The organism is Burkholderia sp. ABCPW 111, from assembly GCF_000773065.1.
In the GTDB taxonomy this organism is placed as follows: domain Bacteria; phylum Pseudomonadota; class Gammaproteobacteria; order Burkholderiales; family Burkholderiaceae; genus Burkholderia; species Burkholderia savannae.
Genome location: NZ_JPWT01000002.1, coordinates 182,133 through 198,816, shown reverse-complemented (window position 1 = coordinate 198,816; position 16,684 = coordinate 182,133). Strand labels below are relative to the sequence as shown.

Sequence of the window (16,684 nt, the reverse complement as noted above, 5' to 3'; positions counted from 1 at the left end):
TGTTTTTCTATGTGAGTCAGCGTTTCGACGCGGCCTGCGAACCCACGTCGACGTAAAACTCCTCGCTATCCAGCACACGCTGGTTCAAATAGAAGTTGCCGAGATACGCACCGGCGCGGCGATTGTCGCTCGCGTCGATACGCTTGACCGACACTTCGTTGTCCCGTGCGCCTTCCTGTGTCGCGGCGAACGGATATTCGTCGCAGTCGCAATCCGTCGGCGTTTCCTCCGGATCGCCCGTGAACGTGCATTGCCCCGTGACCGAACCGTACTTCACGACGCACTGCTGCTTCGAATTGCTGCGGTTGGCGCGACGCCAGTCCGCATCGCGCGTGCGCTTGAGCGGCTTCGACTCCCAAGTGTCCGGGAAGATTGTGCCATCTCCTCGCGACACGAACTTGCCCGGACTGCCCGCCGCCTGCGCCTCGCGAATATGGATCGCGGATTCGTCGACGTCGAGATTCTCGGCGGTGATGGTGCGCAGTACGGCGGGCGCGTCCGGATAGATGCAGCCTTGCGTGCCGCTCTTCGCGAGCCCGACGTCGCATCGAATATCGGGAATGTAGCCCGCTCCCGCATACGAGCTCACGCTCGCGCCGTTCTCGAACGAATCGCCCGATCTGGCGACGCGGTACTCGATGGTCGGACGGATCAACTGCGGATTGTCGCCGCCCATGTTCGGCGTGATCGCCACCGGCACTTCGCTGGACAAGCCGCCGATCGCGAGCGGCACCCCCGCGTTCGGCGCGACCGTGCATGCCGGGCCGCATTCGACGACCGGCTTGATCATCACGCCGCCCGGATTGCCGGAAATCGCGCGCGCGCGGAACCGGAACTTCAAGGTCCACGCGAGCTGGTTCGACGGATTGTCGGAATACGCATACGCGTCGATGGCGACGCGGCCGATCTCGCTGTTCTGATCGTCCTTGACCACGTATTCGAGCGGAGACGACTTCTGACAGTGAGCGCCGCGGCTCAGCAATGCGTCTTTCGTCCGTTCGGTGCTGACGGCCGTACAGATCGGCGAAACGTCCGTGGCGCTTTCGGCGTGCGCCTGCATCGCCGCGACGCACAGAATCGCGCCGGCAAAAACCTGGCCCAACCGGGTTCGATGATTCACATCCCCTCCTGACTAACAAGTAATCGAAATGAAATTTTTGTTGCGCACCGAATTTAACGATTCATTCGATCGAAATAGAACTGTCAGGTTTGTCAGGAATGTAAATATTCCGGATTGCGTGAAGGCGCGGTATTTTTTCCCGGAAAGATCAGGAATATCGGCCGCCGCGTCTTATTGTTCAAATACGCGAAAACGCCGGCGAAGCTCGGCTCATGGGGCGCGCGCCGCCCGTCTTCGGGCTCGGTCCGGCACGTCGAACGAATGGCGACGATGCCGGCGCGGCATTTTCGAATCACGCGATGGCGATATTCGATTCGAATTGCTCGACGTGTTCATCGCGATTCGCATTCGTATCGGCGTCGAATTCGAGACCGATATCGAAGCCGATATCGATCTCGAATTCCGGTCGACGCCTCGCGATATCCCAGGGATGCCAAATCATGAGCAGGCCGACGCCGACAGCGGCAGGCGCGCCGGACGATCCATCGTATCGATCACCGCGCCCGCGCCCGCGCCGTCCGCGCTCGACGAGGCGGCTTCGCGGCGAAGCCGCCTTCGCCGCGTCACCGCGGATTCGTCTGCACGAACTCGAGCATTTCGTCGCCGCGCCCGCTCGGCACCGCACGCAGCATGGACAAGCTGAATCCCTTCGCATGCGCCCATTCGATCTTCGGCGGCATCGCAAGCTCGCGCTTGTCCGTGACGACGTCGAGGAGCGCCGGCCCCGGATGCGCGAGCAGCTTGCCGGGCGCGTCGGGCAGCGCCCGCGATTCGGTCACGCGCAAGCGGTAAAGGCCCGCGCCCGTCGCGATCGCCGCGAAATCGGTCTCGTGCAGATCGGTGCCCGTGTCCAGATAGCCGCCCGCCTTCATTTCCATCGCGACGAAGCCGAGCGAGCCGTTGATGTAGACGATCACCTTGATCGGCAAATCGAGCCGGCGCGCGCTCGGCAGATCGCCGAACAGCATCGGCAGTCCGCCGCCGGACAGCGACACGACCTGCCGGCCCGGATGCGCGGCCTGCGCGCCGAGCGCCTGCGGCAGCGCGTTCGCCGTCGAGCCGTGATTGAACGAGCCGTGCAGCCGCCTGCGGCCGCTCATCGTCAGATAGCGCGCCGCCCACAGCGTCGGCGTGCCGACGTCGGCCGCGAAGATCGCATCGGCGGCGGCGAGCTCGTCGACGACGCGCGTCAGATATTGCGGATGAATCGGCCGTCCGGCGGGCGACGGCCGCGCCAGCTCGTCGAGCCCGTCGCGCGCCGACGCGTAATAGGAATCTGCGCGGCGATCGCGGGCACCGGCACGTGATTGCGATGACAGTCGAACAGGCCGTTGATCAGATGCAGATTGCCCGGCCCGCAACTGCCGGCGCACACCGCGAGCCGGCCGGTTTCCGCCGCCTCGGCGCCCGCGGCGAAGGCCGCCGTTTTCTCATCGCGCGTGTGCATCCAGCGAATGCCGCCGATTCGGCGCAGGCTGTCGGACAATCCGTTCAGGCTGTCGCCCGTCACGCCCCAGATCCTCGTGACGCCGGCGGCGGCCGGCGTCGGCGTCGGCGCGAGGTAATCGGCAATCGCGCTTGCCATGCGATCCTCCGTTCAAATCAAGTGCAATCCGCGTGCGTGCGCGGCCAATTCGTCGCGGAAATCGGGATGCGCGAGACGGATCAGCGCGTTCGCCCGCTCGGTCGACGACAAGCCCTTCAGGTTCGCCACGCCGTATTCGGTCACGACGAGGTGCGTGTCGGTGCGCGGCGTCGTGACGGGCCCCGTCAGCCGCGCGACGATCTTCGAGACCGCGCCGCCCGCGGCGGTCGAGTGAAACGCGAGGATCGATTTCCCGCCGCGCGACGCGTACGCGCCGCGCACGAAATCGAGCTGCCCGCCCGACGCGCTGTACTGATGGCCGTTGACGTGCTCGGAATTGCACGCGCCCGTCAAGTCCATCTCGATCGTCGAGTTCACGGAGATCATGTTGTCGTTGCGCGCGATGTTGCAGGGATCGTTCACGTAATCGACCGGATGGCTCTCGAGCGCCGGATTGTCGTGGATGAAATCGTACATCGCGCGGTCGCCCATCGCGAACGTAAACACCGACTTGCCCCGGTTGAGCGTCTTGCGGCTGTTGTCGACGACGCCGCGCAGTATCAGCTCGACGAGCCCCGGCGTCAGCAGCTCGGTGTGGATGCCGAGATGCCGGTGGCCGACGAGCGCGCCGCACACCGCGTTCGGCAGCGCGCCGATTCCCATTTGCAGGCACGCGCCCTCCGTCACGAGCTCCGCGATCTGCTCGCCGATCACGCGATCGAGCGCACCGCCCGGCTTCGGAGTCAGTTCCGGCAGCGGATGGCTCGATTCGACGATCGCGTCCACTTCCGACACGTGCAGCAGCGAATCGCCGAACACGCGCGGCATGTTCGGGTTGACTTCGACGATCAGCCGGCGCGCGGCGCGCGCGACCGAGCTCGTGTAGTCGTTGTTCGTGCCGAACGTGAAATAGCCGTTGCGGTCCATCGGCGACACCATCACGAGCATCGCGTCGACGTCGACGTGATCGGCGAACAGCCGCGGCGACTGGCTGAACGAATTCGGCACGAAGAACACCACCTTGCGGCCGCCGTCCGCTTCGCCGAGCTTCACGAGCTCGCGCTCGGGCTGCCCCATGAACATGCAGTGCGGCAGAATCCGCCCCATCAGCGAATAGCGCAGCAGCGTCTCGCGCAGGAACGCTTCCGCATGAAAGTAGTACACGCGCAGTTCGTCGACGTCGCCCGCTTCCGCGCGGGCGGCGAGCGCGGCGAGCAGCGCCGGCGGCTGCGCCATCGCCATGCCGAGCGCGATCGACGAGCCGCTTCGCACCGCCGACACCGCGCGATCCGGCGACGTCAGCTTCCCCGTATAGATTTCCTTCACGTCACGATCCTTCTGCATCCCGAACCTCCTCGGCGTTCCGTTTCAGTCGTTCAGTAATTGGCGTCGGCTTCCGGCGAAAGGCCGCGCTTGTAGATCAGCATCGTGCGTTCGAACGACATCACGATGACACCGTGCTGATTGACGCCCGTCGTCTCGACAGTCACGATTCCCTGCGTCGGCCGGCTCTTCGATTCGCGGCGCGACAGCACCCTCGATTCGGCGTAGAGCGTATCGCCCGCGAACACCGGGGCTCTCGCCCTCACCTGGTCCCAGCCGAGATTCGCGACCACCTTCGCGCTGACGGTGCGCACGCTCATGCCGGTCAGCAGCGCGAGCGTGAACGTGCTGTCGACGAGCAGCTTCCGCCACTCGGTCTTCGCCGCGTATTCGGCGTCGAAGTGCACCTGCTGCGTGTTCATCGTCAGCAGCGTCATCCAGATGTTGTCGACGTCCGTGATCGTGCGGCCCGGGCGATGCTCGTAGACGTTGCCGGGCTCGAAGTCCTCGAAATACAGGCCGGATGTCTCGCGAAACCGCTTGTCGCCGATTTGCCGATAGGCGGGAATCGTCGTGCTCATGCTCGTCTCCTCGTCAAAGAAAAGGGTGGCGTCAGCGCGCGGCGGCCAGGACGTCCCGGGCCTCGCGCGCGATCGCTTCGTCGACCATGCGGCCGTCGACGGCGGCCGCGCCTTGCAACGCCACGCCGATCACGCGGCGCGCCCACGCGATCCGCTGCGGCGACGGCGTGAACGCCGCGTTGATCGGCGCGACGTGAAACGGATGAATCGCCGCCTTGCCGCGAAAGCCGTTGTGCACGGCGAACGCGAGATCGGCGTCGAGCGCGGCCGCGTCGCGCAGCGCGAAACAGGGCGCGTCGAGCGCGGCGACGCCGCAAGGCGCGCAGGCCGCGGCGATGCGCACGCGCGCGATCTGCAGCGCGAGCGCGTCGGGCTGCGCGGCGACGTCGGATGCGTAATCGGCCGCGCCGAACATCAGCGCTTCGATCGACGCCGACGCGCGCGCGATCGCGCCGGCCTGCTCGACGCCCGCCGCGGACTCGATCGTCGCGACGAAACGGGGCGCCCTGCCCGCGTCGCGCAAGAGTGCATCGAGACGAGCGATCCGCTCGGGCGACTCGACCTTCGGGACGACGATGAAATCGGGCAGGCGCGGCGCGTCGATCAGCATGCCGATATCCGCGTGGCCGGCGACGGAATCGGGCGCGTTGATGCGCACGGCCGACGCCGGCCGCGCTTCGGCCGGCTCGCCCGCCAGCCACGCACGCGCGTGGTCGCGCGCACGCTGCTTGTCGGCGGCCGAGACCGAATCCTCGAGATCGACGATCAGCACGTGCGCACCGCATTCGCGCGCTTTCGCAAAGCGATCCGGGCGCATGGCCGGCGTAAACAGCCAGCTGCGCGGCCGACTGTACGGCCGGCTGAGCGATGCGGGCATGGCTGCGTCGTGTGGAACGGGCATGGTCAAGGCTCCTCGCTGAACGAAACGACGAGTTCATTGTCGCCACCCGGCCCGCGCGCGACAATGCGGCATTGTCGGGGGCAGCCTTCGGGAAACCGGAAGGCTAGCGGCGCCGCGCGAACGTCCTGCCGCTTTCGACGAGATGGCCGAGCAATTGCCGCGCATACGTCGGCAACGCGTCGACGTCCGCGACGCACACTTTCATTTCGCGCAGCGCCCAATCGTCGCGCAGCACGAGCGTCTTGATCGACATCGTCCGCTTGCAGCGCCGTGCGGCCGATTCGGGCACCACCGACACGCCGACGCCGTTTTCGACGAGACGGCAGATCGCGTCGAAGCTGCGCAGTTGAATGCGCGGCTTGAGCCGCCGATGCCGTTCGCGCGCATGCGCTTCGAGATAGGTTTGGATCGCCGCGCCCGCCGCGTAGCCGACGAAATCGTAATCGAGCAGCGTCTCGAACGACACGTCGCGCGCGGCCGAGAATTCCGGCTGCGACGCGGGCACGACCGCGCACAGGCGATCGGTCGCGAACGGAAAGCTCCGCAGCCCGCCGACGTGCTCGCCCGCCGCGACGATCCCGATGTCGGCCACGCCTTCGACGAGCGCCTCGACGATCTCGTGGCTGAGCATTTCCTCGAGCTCGATGCTCACGTTGCGATGCTGAGCGAGAAAGCGCGCAACGGGGCCGGGCAGGAATTCGGTGAGCGCGTTGGTGTTGGTCAGAAGGCGCACCGTGCCGCGCAAGCCGTTCGCGAATTCGCCGAGATCGTCGGTGAGGCGCTGCATCGATGCGAGCGTCGCGCGCGCATGGCGCAACAGCGTGTGCCCCGCTTCGGTGGGCTTCACGCCGAGCCGTTCGCGCACGAGGAGCGGCACGCCGGCCGTCTCCTCCATCTGCTTGATGCGTCCGCTCGCCGAGCCCAGCGCCAGATTGACCCGGCTCGCGCCGTGCGTGATGCTGCCGGCCTCGACGACGGCCACGAACAGACGCAGATCGGTGATGTCGAAACGCATGCGCCCTCCCGGATCGACGAGCCTACGGATGAGTCGAAGGCTGGCCTCGACTGTCGGGCATTGTGAACGACAGCCGGCGTTTTCACAATCGGCGTGACGGGTACGCGCGAAGCAGGTCGGCGTCCGACGTTGCCGTGTCGAAAATGCATCGCACATGCATCGCGAGCGCGGCGCAAACGCATCGCGAACGTCACGCGCGCCGCATCGCGCAACGCCGCAGATCCCGCGCGCACTACGCTCGTGCCTTTCGCAACCAGGAGCGCGTACGCCCGCGCGTCGAGGTCGGCCAAGCCGAGAACCGACCCGCCTTGCTCCGGCATCATCGATGTGCGGGTGCGCACATCGTCGATTCGCTTTCGGCCTTCGTGTCGTTCGTCACGCGGCGAGTCTCCATTTCGTTTTCGCCGGCGATGGCACAATGCTCGAACCAAGCTTTTTTTCGAATCGCGGCCATGGTCTCCGACACTGGAAAATACGCAACGCGGGATCAAGTCTGTTTTCGCGAGCGCTTGAGATTCGATACATCGCACCGGCCCCCACCTTCAACCTCGGGAGATCCAAATTGAGCGACAGCAGCGAAAGCGCGGCAAAGGGATTGGGCTTGTTCTCGACGCTGCAAGCCGCAACGGAGCTCAGATTCTTTTTCCTATCGGTGGCGTTCACGCTGCTCACCGACAACGCACTCGTTTGGACTCACCAGCCGGGAATCATGGCGATCGCCGGCGATCCCGAATTGATGTCGAGAGCCAATCTTCCGATCAAGATCATTCTCATATTCGTGGGATTTTCATTCCTGTCGTCAATCGCCCTCCCGCTGTTGGCCGCATTCGTCGACGCCATTTATCTCGCGACGATCGGAAGCTGGCTGACGAGCCTCCACTCATACCTCGACGTCAAGACAGGCGCGCTGGAGCGCAGCGCCCGCCGGCGTCACGATTGCGTGAGCCCGATCGAACTCCGGGACGAGGCTCATCTGACCAAGGACAAATACTATCTCGACCTCTATAAGGATCATCAGGAGAAGCTCGGCGACGATCGAAAGAACACCATGCGGTTCGCGCTGTACGCCTTCTATTGCCTGACGATGCTCTGCTGGAACGCGTATCTCGGCTGGACGCCGGAGAACACCCTCTCGATCGTGTTCTCGACATTTCTCGGGGACAAGACCTACGTGTTCTACGCGATACTCATCTTCTTCGTGATGTTCGTGTCGCGCTTCCACGAGAAATGGGAGCCGAACTGGATCTACTGCCCGTCGCTCTATCGCAAGATTACGGACGCCGAGAATCATCGAAGGTAGCGAGCCGCGCGAGCACGATCGGGACAGGCTTGAGCCGCATGATTCGAGCAACCGTGGCACCGGAATCGCGTCTCGGTGCGACACGTCAGTCGAGGCGCCGCGCCGTCCGCCGGATCGCTTCGACGCGCGCCTGCACCTGCGCTTCGAGCCCCGCATTGAACGTGCGCAACGCGTCGTTCTGCGCACGCGTGAGCGCGTCGAGGCGCGCCGCTTCGCGATGCAGGCGTTGCTGCTCGATCGCCTGCTCGACGGTCATCAGCAGATCGTGATCGTCCCAAGGCTTCGTCAGATAACGGTAGACGCCGGCCTCGTTGATCGCGCGCACCGCCGAATCGATTTCCGAATAGCCGGTCAGCAGAATGCGCATCGCGTCCGGCCGGCACTCGCGCGAGCGCGCAAGAAACGCCGCGCCGCTCATCCGCGGCATCCGCATGTCGGAGACGATCAGATCGACCGCGTACTCGGCCAGCGCGGGCAGAGTGCAGCGTCGCCGCTGTCGGCGGTGAGCACGCGGTAGCGCTTCGGCCGAAGCACGCGCTCGAGCGACGACAGCACGCTCGGCTCGTCGTCGACGAGCAGCACGACCGGCGCGCGCGGCGGGCGCGTCGCTCGCCGCGCGCGCCGGCCGTGCGTCGTCTTCCCCGGCGGACTCGTTGCGCTCTGTCGACATCGAAGGACTGCTTGCTTTCAAGCGTTCGCTCATGGTGCCCTCGTCCCCGATCTTTCTTTTTCCTTGGATAACGGCACGACGCGTCTTCTCATGCACTAGGGAAAACGCGCGAATGGCGGCACGCGAAATCGCGAAATCCCGGCGGCCCGGAATTTCGGATTTTTTCAGCGTCGGCTGAATTATTTAAACGGATATTTCACGCCGGAAATGGGAAATCGGGTTTTCCCATTTATGACCGGAACAGGCTTCGTTGCTTGTTGCTTTTCCCTTTTTATCCTTGTCGCCCGCCGATCGAGATCGACGCGCGCACCGCGCTCCCGTTCGCCGAACGCCGCCGCGCCTGCGAACGATCAACCGAACGCGCGATTCCATTCGCGATTCAGTCATGCGCCGAACAGTCGAATCCGATTCGGCCACTTTTAATACGCCGCGGGAAAAACATATGACGAGGCGGAGATGCACTTCTTTCGATTCGCGTGGCGTCGCGCGCAATATTGGCTGTGCTTATTGGTCGCCGGCTTCTTGCTGCCGCAAGGCGCGCTCGCGGCCGTCACGGCCTCGTATTCGGACATCGTCGGCGCGGACAGCGGACTGTGCGTGTCCGCCGCCGGCAACTCGACCGCGTCGGGCGCGGGCATCGTGCAGACGTCGTGCGCGGGCCTCAATAACACGACGTGGTCGTTCGTCCCCGTCGGCAGCCGTTATCACATCGTGCTGCAAGGCAGCGGCCTGTGCCTGAACGTGCCCGGCGGCTCGCTCGCGAGCGGCACGCAACTGATCCAGTATGCATGTCAGAACAGCAGCATGACCAACGATCAATGGACGATCGTCGCGGTCGGCTCGAGCTACCGGATCGTGTCCGCGTCGAGCGGCATGTGCGTGAACGTCAGCGGCGCATCGCGCGCGGGCGGCGCGGCGCTGATCCAGTATCCGTGCCAAAGCGCGGGCGCGCTCAACGACCAGTTCAACGTGTACTTGCCCGTCGTCGCGTTCACCAACGTCGCGGCGGCGAGCAGCAATCTTTGCATGAGCGTCAGTGGCGGATCGACGGCCGCCGCCGCGCCGGTCGTGCAGGGTGCATGCTCGAATCAGGGCGGCACGAGCTGGTCGCTGCTGCCGGCCGGCAGCGGCTATCACGTCGTGTCGCAAAGCACCGGGCAATGCCTGAACGTGTCCGGCGCAAACACGACGAGTGGCACGCCGCTCATTCAGTACCCCTGTCAGGGCGACGCGCAGACCAACGATCAATGGACGGTCGTTCCCGTCGGATCGAAGTACCGGCTGATCTCGGTGTCGAGCGGCATGTGCGCGAACGTGAGCGGCGGCTCGCTGTCGTCGGGCGCGCCACTGATCCAGTATCCGTGCCAGGACGCGAACGCGCTCAACGATCAGTTCGCGCTCAGCCTGCCGCAGTCGTTCCCGGTCACGCTGCCGTCCGCGTGGAGCCCGGTGATTCCGCTGCCCGTCAATCCGATCGGCCTCGCGAACACGCCGAACGGCAAGCTCGTGATGTGGTCGGCGGATCAGCAGTTCAGCTTTCAGAACGACGTCGGCGGCAAGACGACGCAAACGCAAACCGCCGTGTTCGATCCGGCGACGAATCAGGCGACGCCATATCTCGAAACGTCGGCGGGCTCGGACATGTTCTGCCCCGGCACCGCGATGCTGCCGGACGGCCGGCTGCTCGTGAACGGCGGCGACAGCAGCCCGAAGACGACGCTCTACGACTGGTCGAGCAACACGTGGAGCGCTGCGGCGACGATGAACATCGCGCGCGGCTATCAGGGCGACACGCTGCTGTCGAACGGCTCGGTGCTCACGCTCGGCGGCTCGTGGAGCGGCGGCCAGGGCGGCAAGACCGCCGAGGTGTGGACGAACGGCGGCGCGTGGACGCTGCTGCCCGGCGTGCCGGAGACGAATATCGTCGGCCCGGACCCGCAGGGCATCTATCGCGGCGACAACCACCTGTGGCTGTTCGCACAAGGCAACGGCACCGTGTTCCATGCGGGGCCGAGCTCGCAGATGAACTGGATCTCGACGAACGGCGGCGGCGCGATTCAGTCGGCAGGCATGCGCGGCGTCGATCCGTTCAGCATCAACGGCACCGCGTCGCTGTACGACGTCGGCAAGATCCTGAAAGTGGGCGGCGCGAAATCGTATCAGCAGAACGGCAGCGTCACGACCTACGCGTCGAATTCGGTCTATCAGATCGACATCACGCGCGGGCCGAATCAGCCGGCGGCGGTGCAGCGCCTGAACGGCATGACTTACCAGCGCGCGTTCGCGAACAGCGTGATCTTGCCGAACGGCAACATCGTGATGATCGGCGGCCAGAGCGTGCCGATGCCGTTCACCGACACGACCGCGATCATGGTTCCCGAAATATGGGACCCCGCGACGCAGCGCTTCAATCTGCTCAAGCCGATGCAGACGCCGCGCACCTATCACAGCACGGCGATCCTGATGCCGGACGGCCGCGTGTTCGCGGGCGGCGGCGGCCAGTGCGGCGCCGGCTGCGCGATGAATCACCTGAACGCGGAGATCCTGACGCCGCCGTACCTGCTCAACGCCGACGGCACGCCGGCGCAGCGGCCGGCGATCGTGTCGGCGCCGACGTCGGCGGGCCTCGGCACGTCGATCAGCGTGTCGACGCAGGGGCCGGTGACGTCGTTCGTGCTGATGCGCCTGTCGTCCGTCACGCATTCGACGAACAACGACCAGCGGCGCATTCCGCTCGCGATGACGTCCTCCGGCGCAACGAGCTACCGGCTCGCGATTCCCGCCGATCCCGGCATCGTCCTGCCCGGCTACTACATGCTGTTCGCGCTGAACGCGCAGGGCGTGCCGAGCGTGTCGACGTCGATCCGGATCTCGTGACGATGCTCGGCGAACAGCGCGCGCGCCGCGCATCATCGACGGGACTCGCGCTGACGCTCGTGCTTGCGCTCGCGTGGCCCGGCCACGCGGCGCACGCGAACGATCTCGCGGCGCGCGGCCGTGCGTTGTTCGGAGGCGACGCGCGGCTGCAGGGGCGACTGCCGATGCATCCCGGCGATCTGCCCGCGCCGCTCGTGCGCTGCGCGAACTGTCACGCGGCGGGCGCGGGCGCCGCGGTGCCGAATTCGATTGCACCGCGCCTCACGCGCATGTGGCTCGGCGATTTGCAGAGCCGGCGCGGCGGCCCGCCGAGCCGCTACGATCGCGATGCGTTCTGCGCGCTGCTGCGCACCGGGCTCGATCCGGCCTACGTATTGATCAATGTCGAAATGCCGCGCTACCGCATCGGCGAGCGCGATTGCACCGCGCTCTGGACCTTTCTGAACGAGACGCCGCATGAGCGCCGATGAAATCCGGATGCAACGGCGCGCGCTGCTCGCCGCCGCGCTCGGCGCATCGCTCGCGCCGGCGCTGCCCGCGCTCGCGGCAGCAGAACGCGCACGGCCGCCGGCCGGCCAAAGCGGCTATCACGGCGGCCTGATCGCGCCGCCCGTGCCGGTGCCCGACATGCCGCTGCGCACGGCGGACGGCCGCGCAACCCGCCTGCGCGCGCTGCTCGCCGGCCGCGTTACCGCGCTGCAGCTGTTCTACACGGGCTGCTCGTCGACGTGCCCGATCCAGGGCGCCGTGTTCCGGCGCGTGCAAACGCTGCTCGGCCCGCATCCGAAGCCGGACATCCAGTTGCTGTCGCTCAGCATCAGCCCGCTCGAAGACACGCCGCGGCGAATGCAAGCGTGGCTCGCCCGCTTCGGCGCGCGTCCCGGCTGGATCGCCGCCGCGCCCGGGCTGAAGGATGTCGACGCGCTGCAGGCGTTCTTCGGCGGCGGCCGCACGGGTCTCGACAATCACGCCACGCAGGTGCAGATGATCGATCGGCGCGGCGAGCTGGTTTGGCGAACTTACGAATTGCCGTCGCCGGAGACGATCGCGGCGCTGCTCGGCAACGCGTGACGGCGACGGCGCGCGGAATCATTCGGGTCGCGCCGAGCGCATGGCGAACCGCCGCACGGCGCGCGGCCGCGTCGCCGCGCGCCGCGCCGCGCCGCGCCGCGCACGCCGTCAACGCCGTCAACGCCGTCAACGCCAGTTCGCGTCGACCCACTGGCAAACGCTCTCCCACTCGGGCGTCGCCATGTACGCGAGCGTTTCGCTCTCCAGCCGAGCGGCCATGCGCCAGTCGTCGAGTTCCACGGCATCGCCCAACGCGAGATTGGCGCGCCGGTAGCATCCGCCGAGCAATTGCGCCGCCTGCTGCGTCGCGAGCATCGTCGTCGTATCGAACGTCAGCCCGAGCAGCGCCGCCGCCGGTACGCCGTTGCTCGCAAACGGCCAGAACCATGTCGTCACGCCCCATCCGAGCGGGTCGCCGACGGCGTCCGGACAAACGCCCTCGCGACTGACGCCCGTGCCGAGCGACAGCACGCGCAAATTGCCGAGGTCGCCGCCGAGGCCGCTCGCGAGCGCCTCGGAGACGGCGGTCATCGACGGATTGTTCGCGAATACGCCGCCGTCCGCGAAATAGCCGAGCAGCGGCACTTCGTACGGCGGAAAATACGAAGGCGCGGCCGACGTGGCGAGCGCCGCGTCGACGAGACTCACGTGGCGATATGCATTGCCGCTCGCGTTCGAGAACGTGCAGGCGGTCCAGCCCTGCATCGCCGGGTCCCACAAGCGCGCCGAATTGACGACGATCAGGCGGCGCAGCTCGCTCAGATCCCCGCCGCGCAGCAGTTCCTGCGCGATGCGTTTGAGCCCCGTGTTCACGTACTTGCATGCGAGAAGCCCCGGCCCGGCCAGCGCGTCGACAGCCGCGGCGTTCGTTGCGAGCGCCGCCCTCTGTTCGAGCCACGCGCCGTTCTCCTGGAATATCTCCGCGCCTCGCCTTCTGTAGACGTCGACGACTTGCGAGATCGGCACGCCGCGCGCAAGCGCGAGCGCGATCAGGCCGCCCGTCGACGTGCCGGCGAAGCCGTCCGTCCTCGCAAGCATCCCGCTGCGTCGATCGAGATCCTGAATGAGCAAGGCGGTGATCAATCCCCTGATGCCGCCACCGTCGCAACTGAGAATCTTGAAGGCCATCGCAGTTCTCCTCGGCTCGTGAAATGAATGCGCGGATGCCGTCGAACGGACGAACGCGCGCTTCGCCGCCGCGACGCGCTCGTCGGCGAGGCGACGCGACGTCCGCGCCGCGTTTTCGCGCCGGATGCGGCGCGCATCCGGCGACCGGCGCGCGTCGGCATCGCCGCGCCAATCCGGTCCGGCATTTCATCCGGCTCAATTAGCGGCTTCGCTTCGTCGGCAGCGAAGGCTCGACAGCCGGATTCGCCGGTGATTCGCCGGTGCGCGATCGGAAAACCCGGCCGGTCCAAACCGGCTGCCGTCGGCCGGTTTCAGCGCCGTTTGCCGATATTCGTCTTGCCTTTCCTCGTCTCGTTCGAATCGCGACGAATCACGGCCAATCGCGGCGATGCGTATTCTTAAATTAGGATGCGCAAGCCGCTTTGACCAGGCCGCAGCCCGACAGATTCGACGCGCCTCGTGCCTTGCGCGATGCGTTCGCGCGCCGCGCAAGGCACGCCTCGCCGACGCCCGGCATGCGCTTTCGCCGCGCCGCGCGCGCCGTGCTTCGCCACGCCCGCGCACGCGACGAAAGCGCATCGCCGCCGACGCCGACCCCCGTTGCCCTCGCCATCCCGCTGCGCGCCGAAGCGGCTGTTGTCGAGCCTTTCCCGCACGCGCGCTCGCGCGTCGTCTCCTCGTCGTCGCCCGTCCTGCGCCGGGGCGGCCAGCCCCGCTACAGTTCGAGCACGAGCCGCCCGCGCTTCGCGCGCGAGCAACACGCCATCATCCGCGTGTTCGCCGCGCGCTCGCTCGCGCTCAGCACGCTGTCGCGATGGTCGACTTCGCCCGCGAGCACGCGCACCTCGCACGCGCCGCACAGCCCCTCCTCGCAATCGCTCTGCACGTCGACGTTCGCGGCGCGCAGCGTCGCAAGCAGCGTCCGGTTCGAGGGCACCGTCAGCGTGAGGCCCGAATCCGCCAGCTCGACTTCGAACGGCTGCTCGGCGGCCGGATCGACGCGCGGCGCGCCGGCCGCGAAATGCTCGACGCGCAGCGCGTCCGCCGGCCAGCGCGACGCGCATGCGGCCAGCGCGGCGAGCATCCGCGCCGGCCCGCACGCATAAACCTGCGTGCCGGGCGCGACATCGAGCGCGGCGAAATCGTGGCGCGTGCCTTCGTCCGATACGTGCAAGCGCAGCCGGTCGCCGTGCAGCGCGGCGAGCTCGCCGACGAACGCCATCGTTCGCCGGCTGCGCCCGCTGTAATACAACGTGTAGTCGATGCCGCGCGCACGCGCTTCCCGCGCGATCGCACCGATCGGCGTGATGCCGATGCCGCCCGCGATCAGGACCGCACGGCGCGCATGCGCGTCGAGCCGAAAGTGATTGCGCGGCCCGCGAATCCTCACGCGCATGCCGGGCCGCAGCCGCTCGTGCATCCAGGCGGAGCCGCCCCGGCTCGCCGGCTCGCGCAGCACGGCGATCTCGTACGCGCCGCGCTCGTCCGGATCGCCGCATAGCGAATACTGACGCGAAAGGCCGGTGTCGCCGCACTCGACGTCGATGTGCGCGCCCGCGCTCCAGCGCGGCAGCGGCGCGCCGTCGGGCGCGGCGAGACGCACGCGCAGAATGCCCTCGGCCACGGCCGTCACGCTGTCGACGCGCATCGCGCGCCCCGCGCCGCGCGCGCCCGATTCGCCGATCCGCACGGCCAGCGCGGACCGTCGCGCGTGCGCGCGCCGCCGCTCCGGATTCTCGGCCGGGTTCCATTCGACCCGCAGATGCTCCGGACCACGAAACGACGTGTTCGGCACATACGTAAAGCGTTGCTCGGCAAGCCGCATGTGCGGCAGGCGGCGTGTCAGCTCGTCGATGAAGATCTGCATCTCCATTCGCGCGAGATGCTTGCCCATGCATTGATGCGAGCCGTAGCCGAACGTCAGGTGATCGGCGGGATTGTCGCGATGAATGTCGAACAGGTCCGGATCGGCGAAGTGGCGCTCGTCGCGATTCGCCGACGACGTGACGATCAGCAGTTTCGCGCCGGCGGGAATCGCGACGCCGCCGACCGTCGCATCGCACGTCGCGAGCCGCCGCCACGCGGCGATCGATCCGTTGTGGCGCAGGCATTCGTCGACCGCGTTCGGGATCAGCGACGCGTCATCGCAAAGCTCGCGCCACGCGTGCGGGTGTTGCAGCAGCAGCTTCAGCGCATTCGCGGCGGCGTTCGCGGTGGTCTCGTGCGCGGCGACGATGCCCGCCATCATCATCGAATGCAGATACGAATCGGTGACGACGTCCGGATGCTCGCGCTGCATGCGGATGCCGAACTGCATCCAGCCGGGCCCCGACGGATCTTCGCGCATCTTGTCGAGCACCTTGCCCGCGTAGCGCCAGAACTGCCCGACCGCCTGCGCGACCGCAACCTGCTCCTCCGGCCGCGGACGGCCCCACGTATTGACCGTGTGCGCGATCGAGTATCGGCGCAGCGTGTCCATGTCCTCCTCGGGCACGCCGAGGAAATGCAACGCGACCGTGAGCGGCACTTCCCACAGCATCTGGTCGACGAGATCCGCGCGACCGTCGTCGATGAAGCGGTCGACGTATTCGCGCGCGAGCCGCCGCACCATCGGCTCGTGCGCGCGCAGTGCATCGGGCGTGAAAGGCTCGATCAGCAGGCGCCGGCGCGCCATGTGCGCGGGCTCGTCCTCGTTGACGAGCGTGCGGTTCATCGCATAGCCGTACGACGCGAGCACCGCGTTCGCTTCCGCCCCCGTCGGCGTGATCTTCTCGAGCGCGATCGACGGGCTGAACGTCCGGTTGTCGCGAAAGATCGCCTTGATGTCGTCGTAGCGCGCGACGACCCAGTAGCCGAGCTTCGGGCTGTAGAACACGGGCTCCTGCTCGCGCGCCCAGCGCACGTATTCGGGCGGGTCCTGCTGATAGGCGTCGCAGAACGGATCGAACGCCGCCGCCCCGGCGCTCGCCGGGCACCCGGCCGGGCGCGGCGCGCCGGAAGGCGACGCGGCGTGAAACGGACACGGCGCGGCGAGCGAAGCCGATGCGGATGCGGATGCGGATGCGGATGCGGATGCGACATTCGTCATCGCGGTCCTCCAATTGAGGAATGAC

The 16,684-nt window shown here is 67.0% G+C and carries 12 protein-coding genes and 2 pseudogenes; 5 read left to right on the top strand and 9 right to left on the bottom strand.

Annotation, left to right across the window (positions count from 1 at the left end):
• Positions 1–16: 16 nt before the first annotated feature.
• Positions 17–1,120 carry a NucA/NucB deoxyribonuclease domain-containing protein gene (locus X946_RS02485; RefSeq protein ID WP_235363985.1) on the bottom strand — a complete coding sequence of 368 codons (1,104 nt, stop codon included), beginning with the start codon at positions 1,118–1,120 and terminating at the stop codon, positions 17–19.
• A gap of 28 nt (positions 1,121–1,148) precedes the next feature.
• Between X946_RS02485 and X946_RS33005 the strand changes: the two genes are divergently transcribed.
• On the top strand, positions 1,149–1,763 hold the full coding sequence (locus tag X946_RS33005; RefSeq protein ID WP_145986865.1) for a hypothetical protein: 615 nt from the start codon (positions 1,149–1,151) through the stop codon (positions 1,761–1,763).
• Here X946_RS33005 and X946_RS02480 read toward each other — a convergent pair.
• The 5 genes and pseudogenes from X946_RS02480 to X946_RS02460 all read right to left on the bottom strand — a co-directional run bounded on the left by X946_RS02480 (position 1,684) and on the right by X946_RS02460 (position 6,525).
• Positions 1,684–2,705, bottom strand: a pseudogene (locus X946_RS02480) (thiamine pyrophosphate-dependent enzyme). The gene X946_RS33005 and the pseudogene X946_RS02480 overlap by 80 nt on opposite strands.
• A gap of 12 nt (positions 2,706–2,717) precedes the next feature.
• Entirely contained in the window at positions 2,718–4,049 is a 1,332-nt protein-coding gene (locus X946_RS02475; RefSeq protein WP_038743676.1) for an acetyl-CoA hydrolase/transferase family protein, read from the bottom strand.
• 32 nt (positions 4,050–4,081) lie between these two features.
• Positions 4,082–4,609 (bottom strand): (R)-specific enoyl-CoA hydratase RipB/Ich, encoded by a 528-nt coding sequence (ripB, locus tag X946_RS02470; protein WP_038743674.1) that lies wholly within the window; start codon positions 4,607–4,609, stop codon positions 4,082–4,084.
• Positions 4,610–4,640: 31 nt separating this feature from the next.
• The gene (locus X946_RS02465) at positions 4,641–5,510 is read right to left on the bottom strand and encodes an aldolase/citrate lyase family protein (RefSeq protein ID WP_414734357.1); all 870 of its coding nucleotides are present in this window, start codon (positions 5,508–5,510) and stop codon (positions 4,641–4,643) included.
• A 103-nt stretch (positions 5,511–5,613) separates the two neighbouring features.
• Positions 5,614–6,525 (bottom strand): LysR family transcriptional regulator, encoded by a 912-nt coding sequence (locus X946_RS02460; RefSeq protein ID WP_038743670.1) that lies wholly within the window; start codon positions 6,523–6,525, stop codon positions 5,614–5,616.
• Between the two features lie 562 nt (positions 6,526–7,087).
• On the opposite strand from X946_RS02460, the gene X946_RS02455 reads away from it, so the two are divergent.
• Complete coding sequence (locus X946_RS02455) at positions 7,088–7,825, top strand: hypothetical protein (protein ID WP_152611606.1); 738 nt, start codon at positions 7,088–7,090, stop codon at positions 7,823–7,825.
• 103 nt (positions 7,826–7,928) lie between these two features.
• Here the strand turns inward: X946_RS02455 and X946_RS02450 are convergent.
• Positions 7,929–8,528: pseudogene (locus X946_RS02450) on the bottom strand (response regulator); the annotation flags it as partial.
• Between the two features lie 423 nt (positions 8,529–8,951).
• Here X946_RS02450 and X946_RS02445 point away from each other — a divergent pair.
• Genes X946_RS02445 through X946_RS02435 form a run of 3 tightly spaced genes read left to right on the top strand, consistent with a single transcriptional unit; the run spans position 8,952 to position 12,443 of the window.
• Entirely contained in the window at positions 8,952–11,372 is a 2,421-nt protein-coding gene (locus X946_RS02445) for an RICIN domain-containing protein (RefSeq protein WP_038743666.1), read from the top strand.
• A complete protein-coding gene (locus X946_RS02440; protein ID WP_038743664.1) occupies positions 11,369–11,842 on the top strand; it encodes a hypothetical protein in 474 nt (157 codons plus the stop codon). Before X946_RS02445 ends, X946_RS02440 begins: the two co-directional genes overlap by 4 nt.
• Positions 11,829–12,443 carry an SCO family protein gene (locus X946_RS02435; RefSeq protein ID WP_038743662.1) on the top strand — a complete coding sequence of 205 codons (615 nt, stop codon included), beginning with the start codon at positions 11,829–11,831 and terminating at the stop codon, positions 12,441–12,443. The genes X946_RS02440 and X946_RS02435 overlap by 14 nt, the downstream gene beginning before the upstream one ends.
• Positions 12,444–12,569: 126 nt before the next feature.
• Here X946_RS02435 and X946_RS02430 read toward each other — a convergent pair whose 3' ends face one another.
• A complete protein-coding gene (locus tag X946_RS02430; RefSeq protein ID WP_038743658.1) occupies positions 12,570–13,571 on the bottom strand; it encodes a patatin-like phospholipase family protein in 1,002 nt (333 codons plus the stop codon).
• Between the two features lie 715 nt (positions 13,572–14,286).
• Positions 14,287–16,659 (bottom strand): cytochrome P450/oxidoreductase, encoded by a 2,373-nt coding sequence (locus X946_RS02415; protein ID WP_038743653.1) that lies wholly within the window; start codon positions 16,657–16,659, stop codon positions 14,287–14,289.
• Positions 16,660–16,684: the final 25 nt, after the last annotated feature.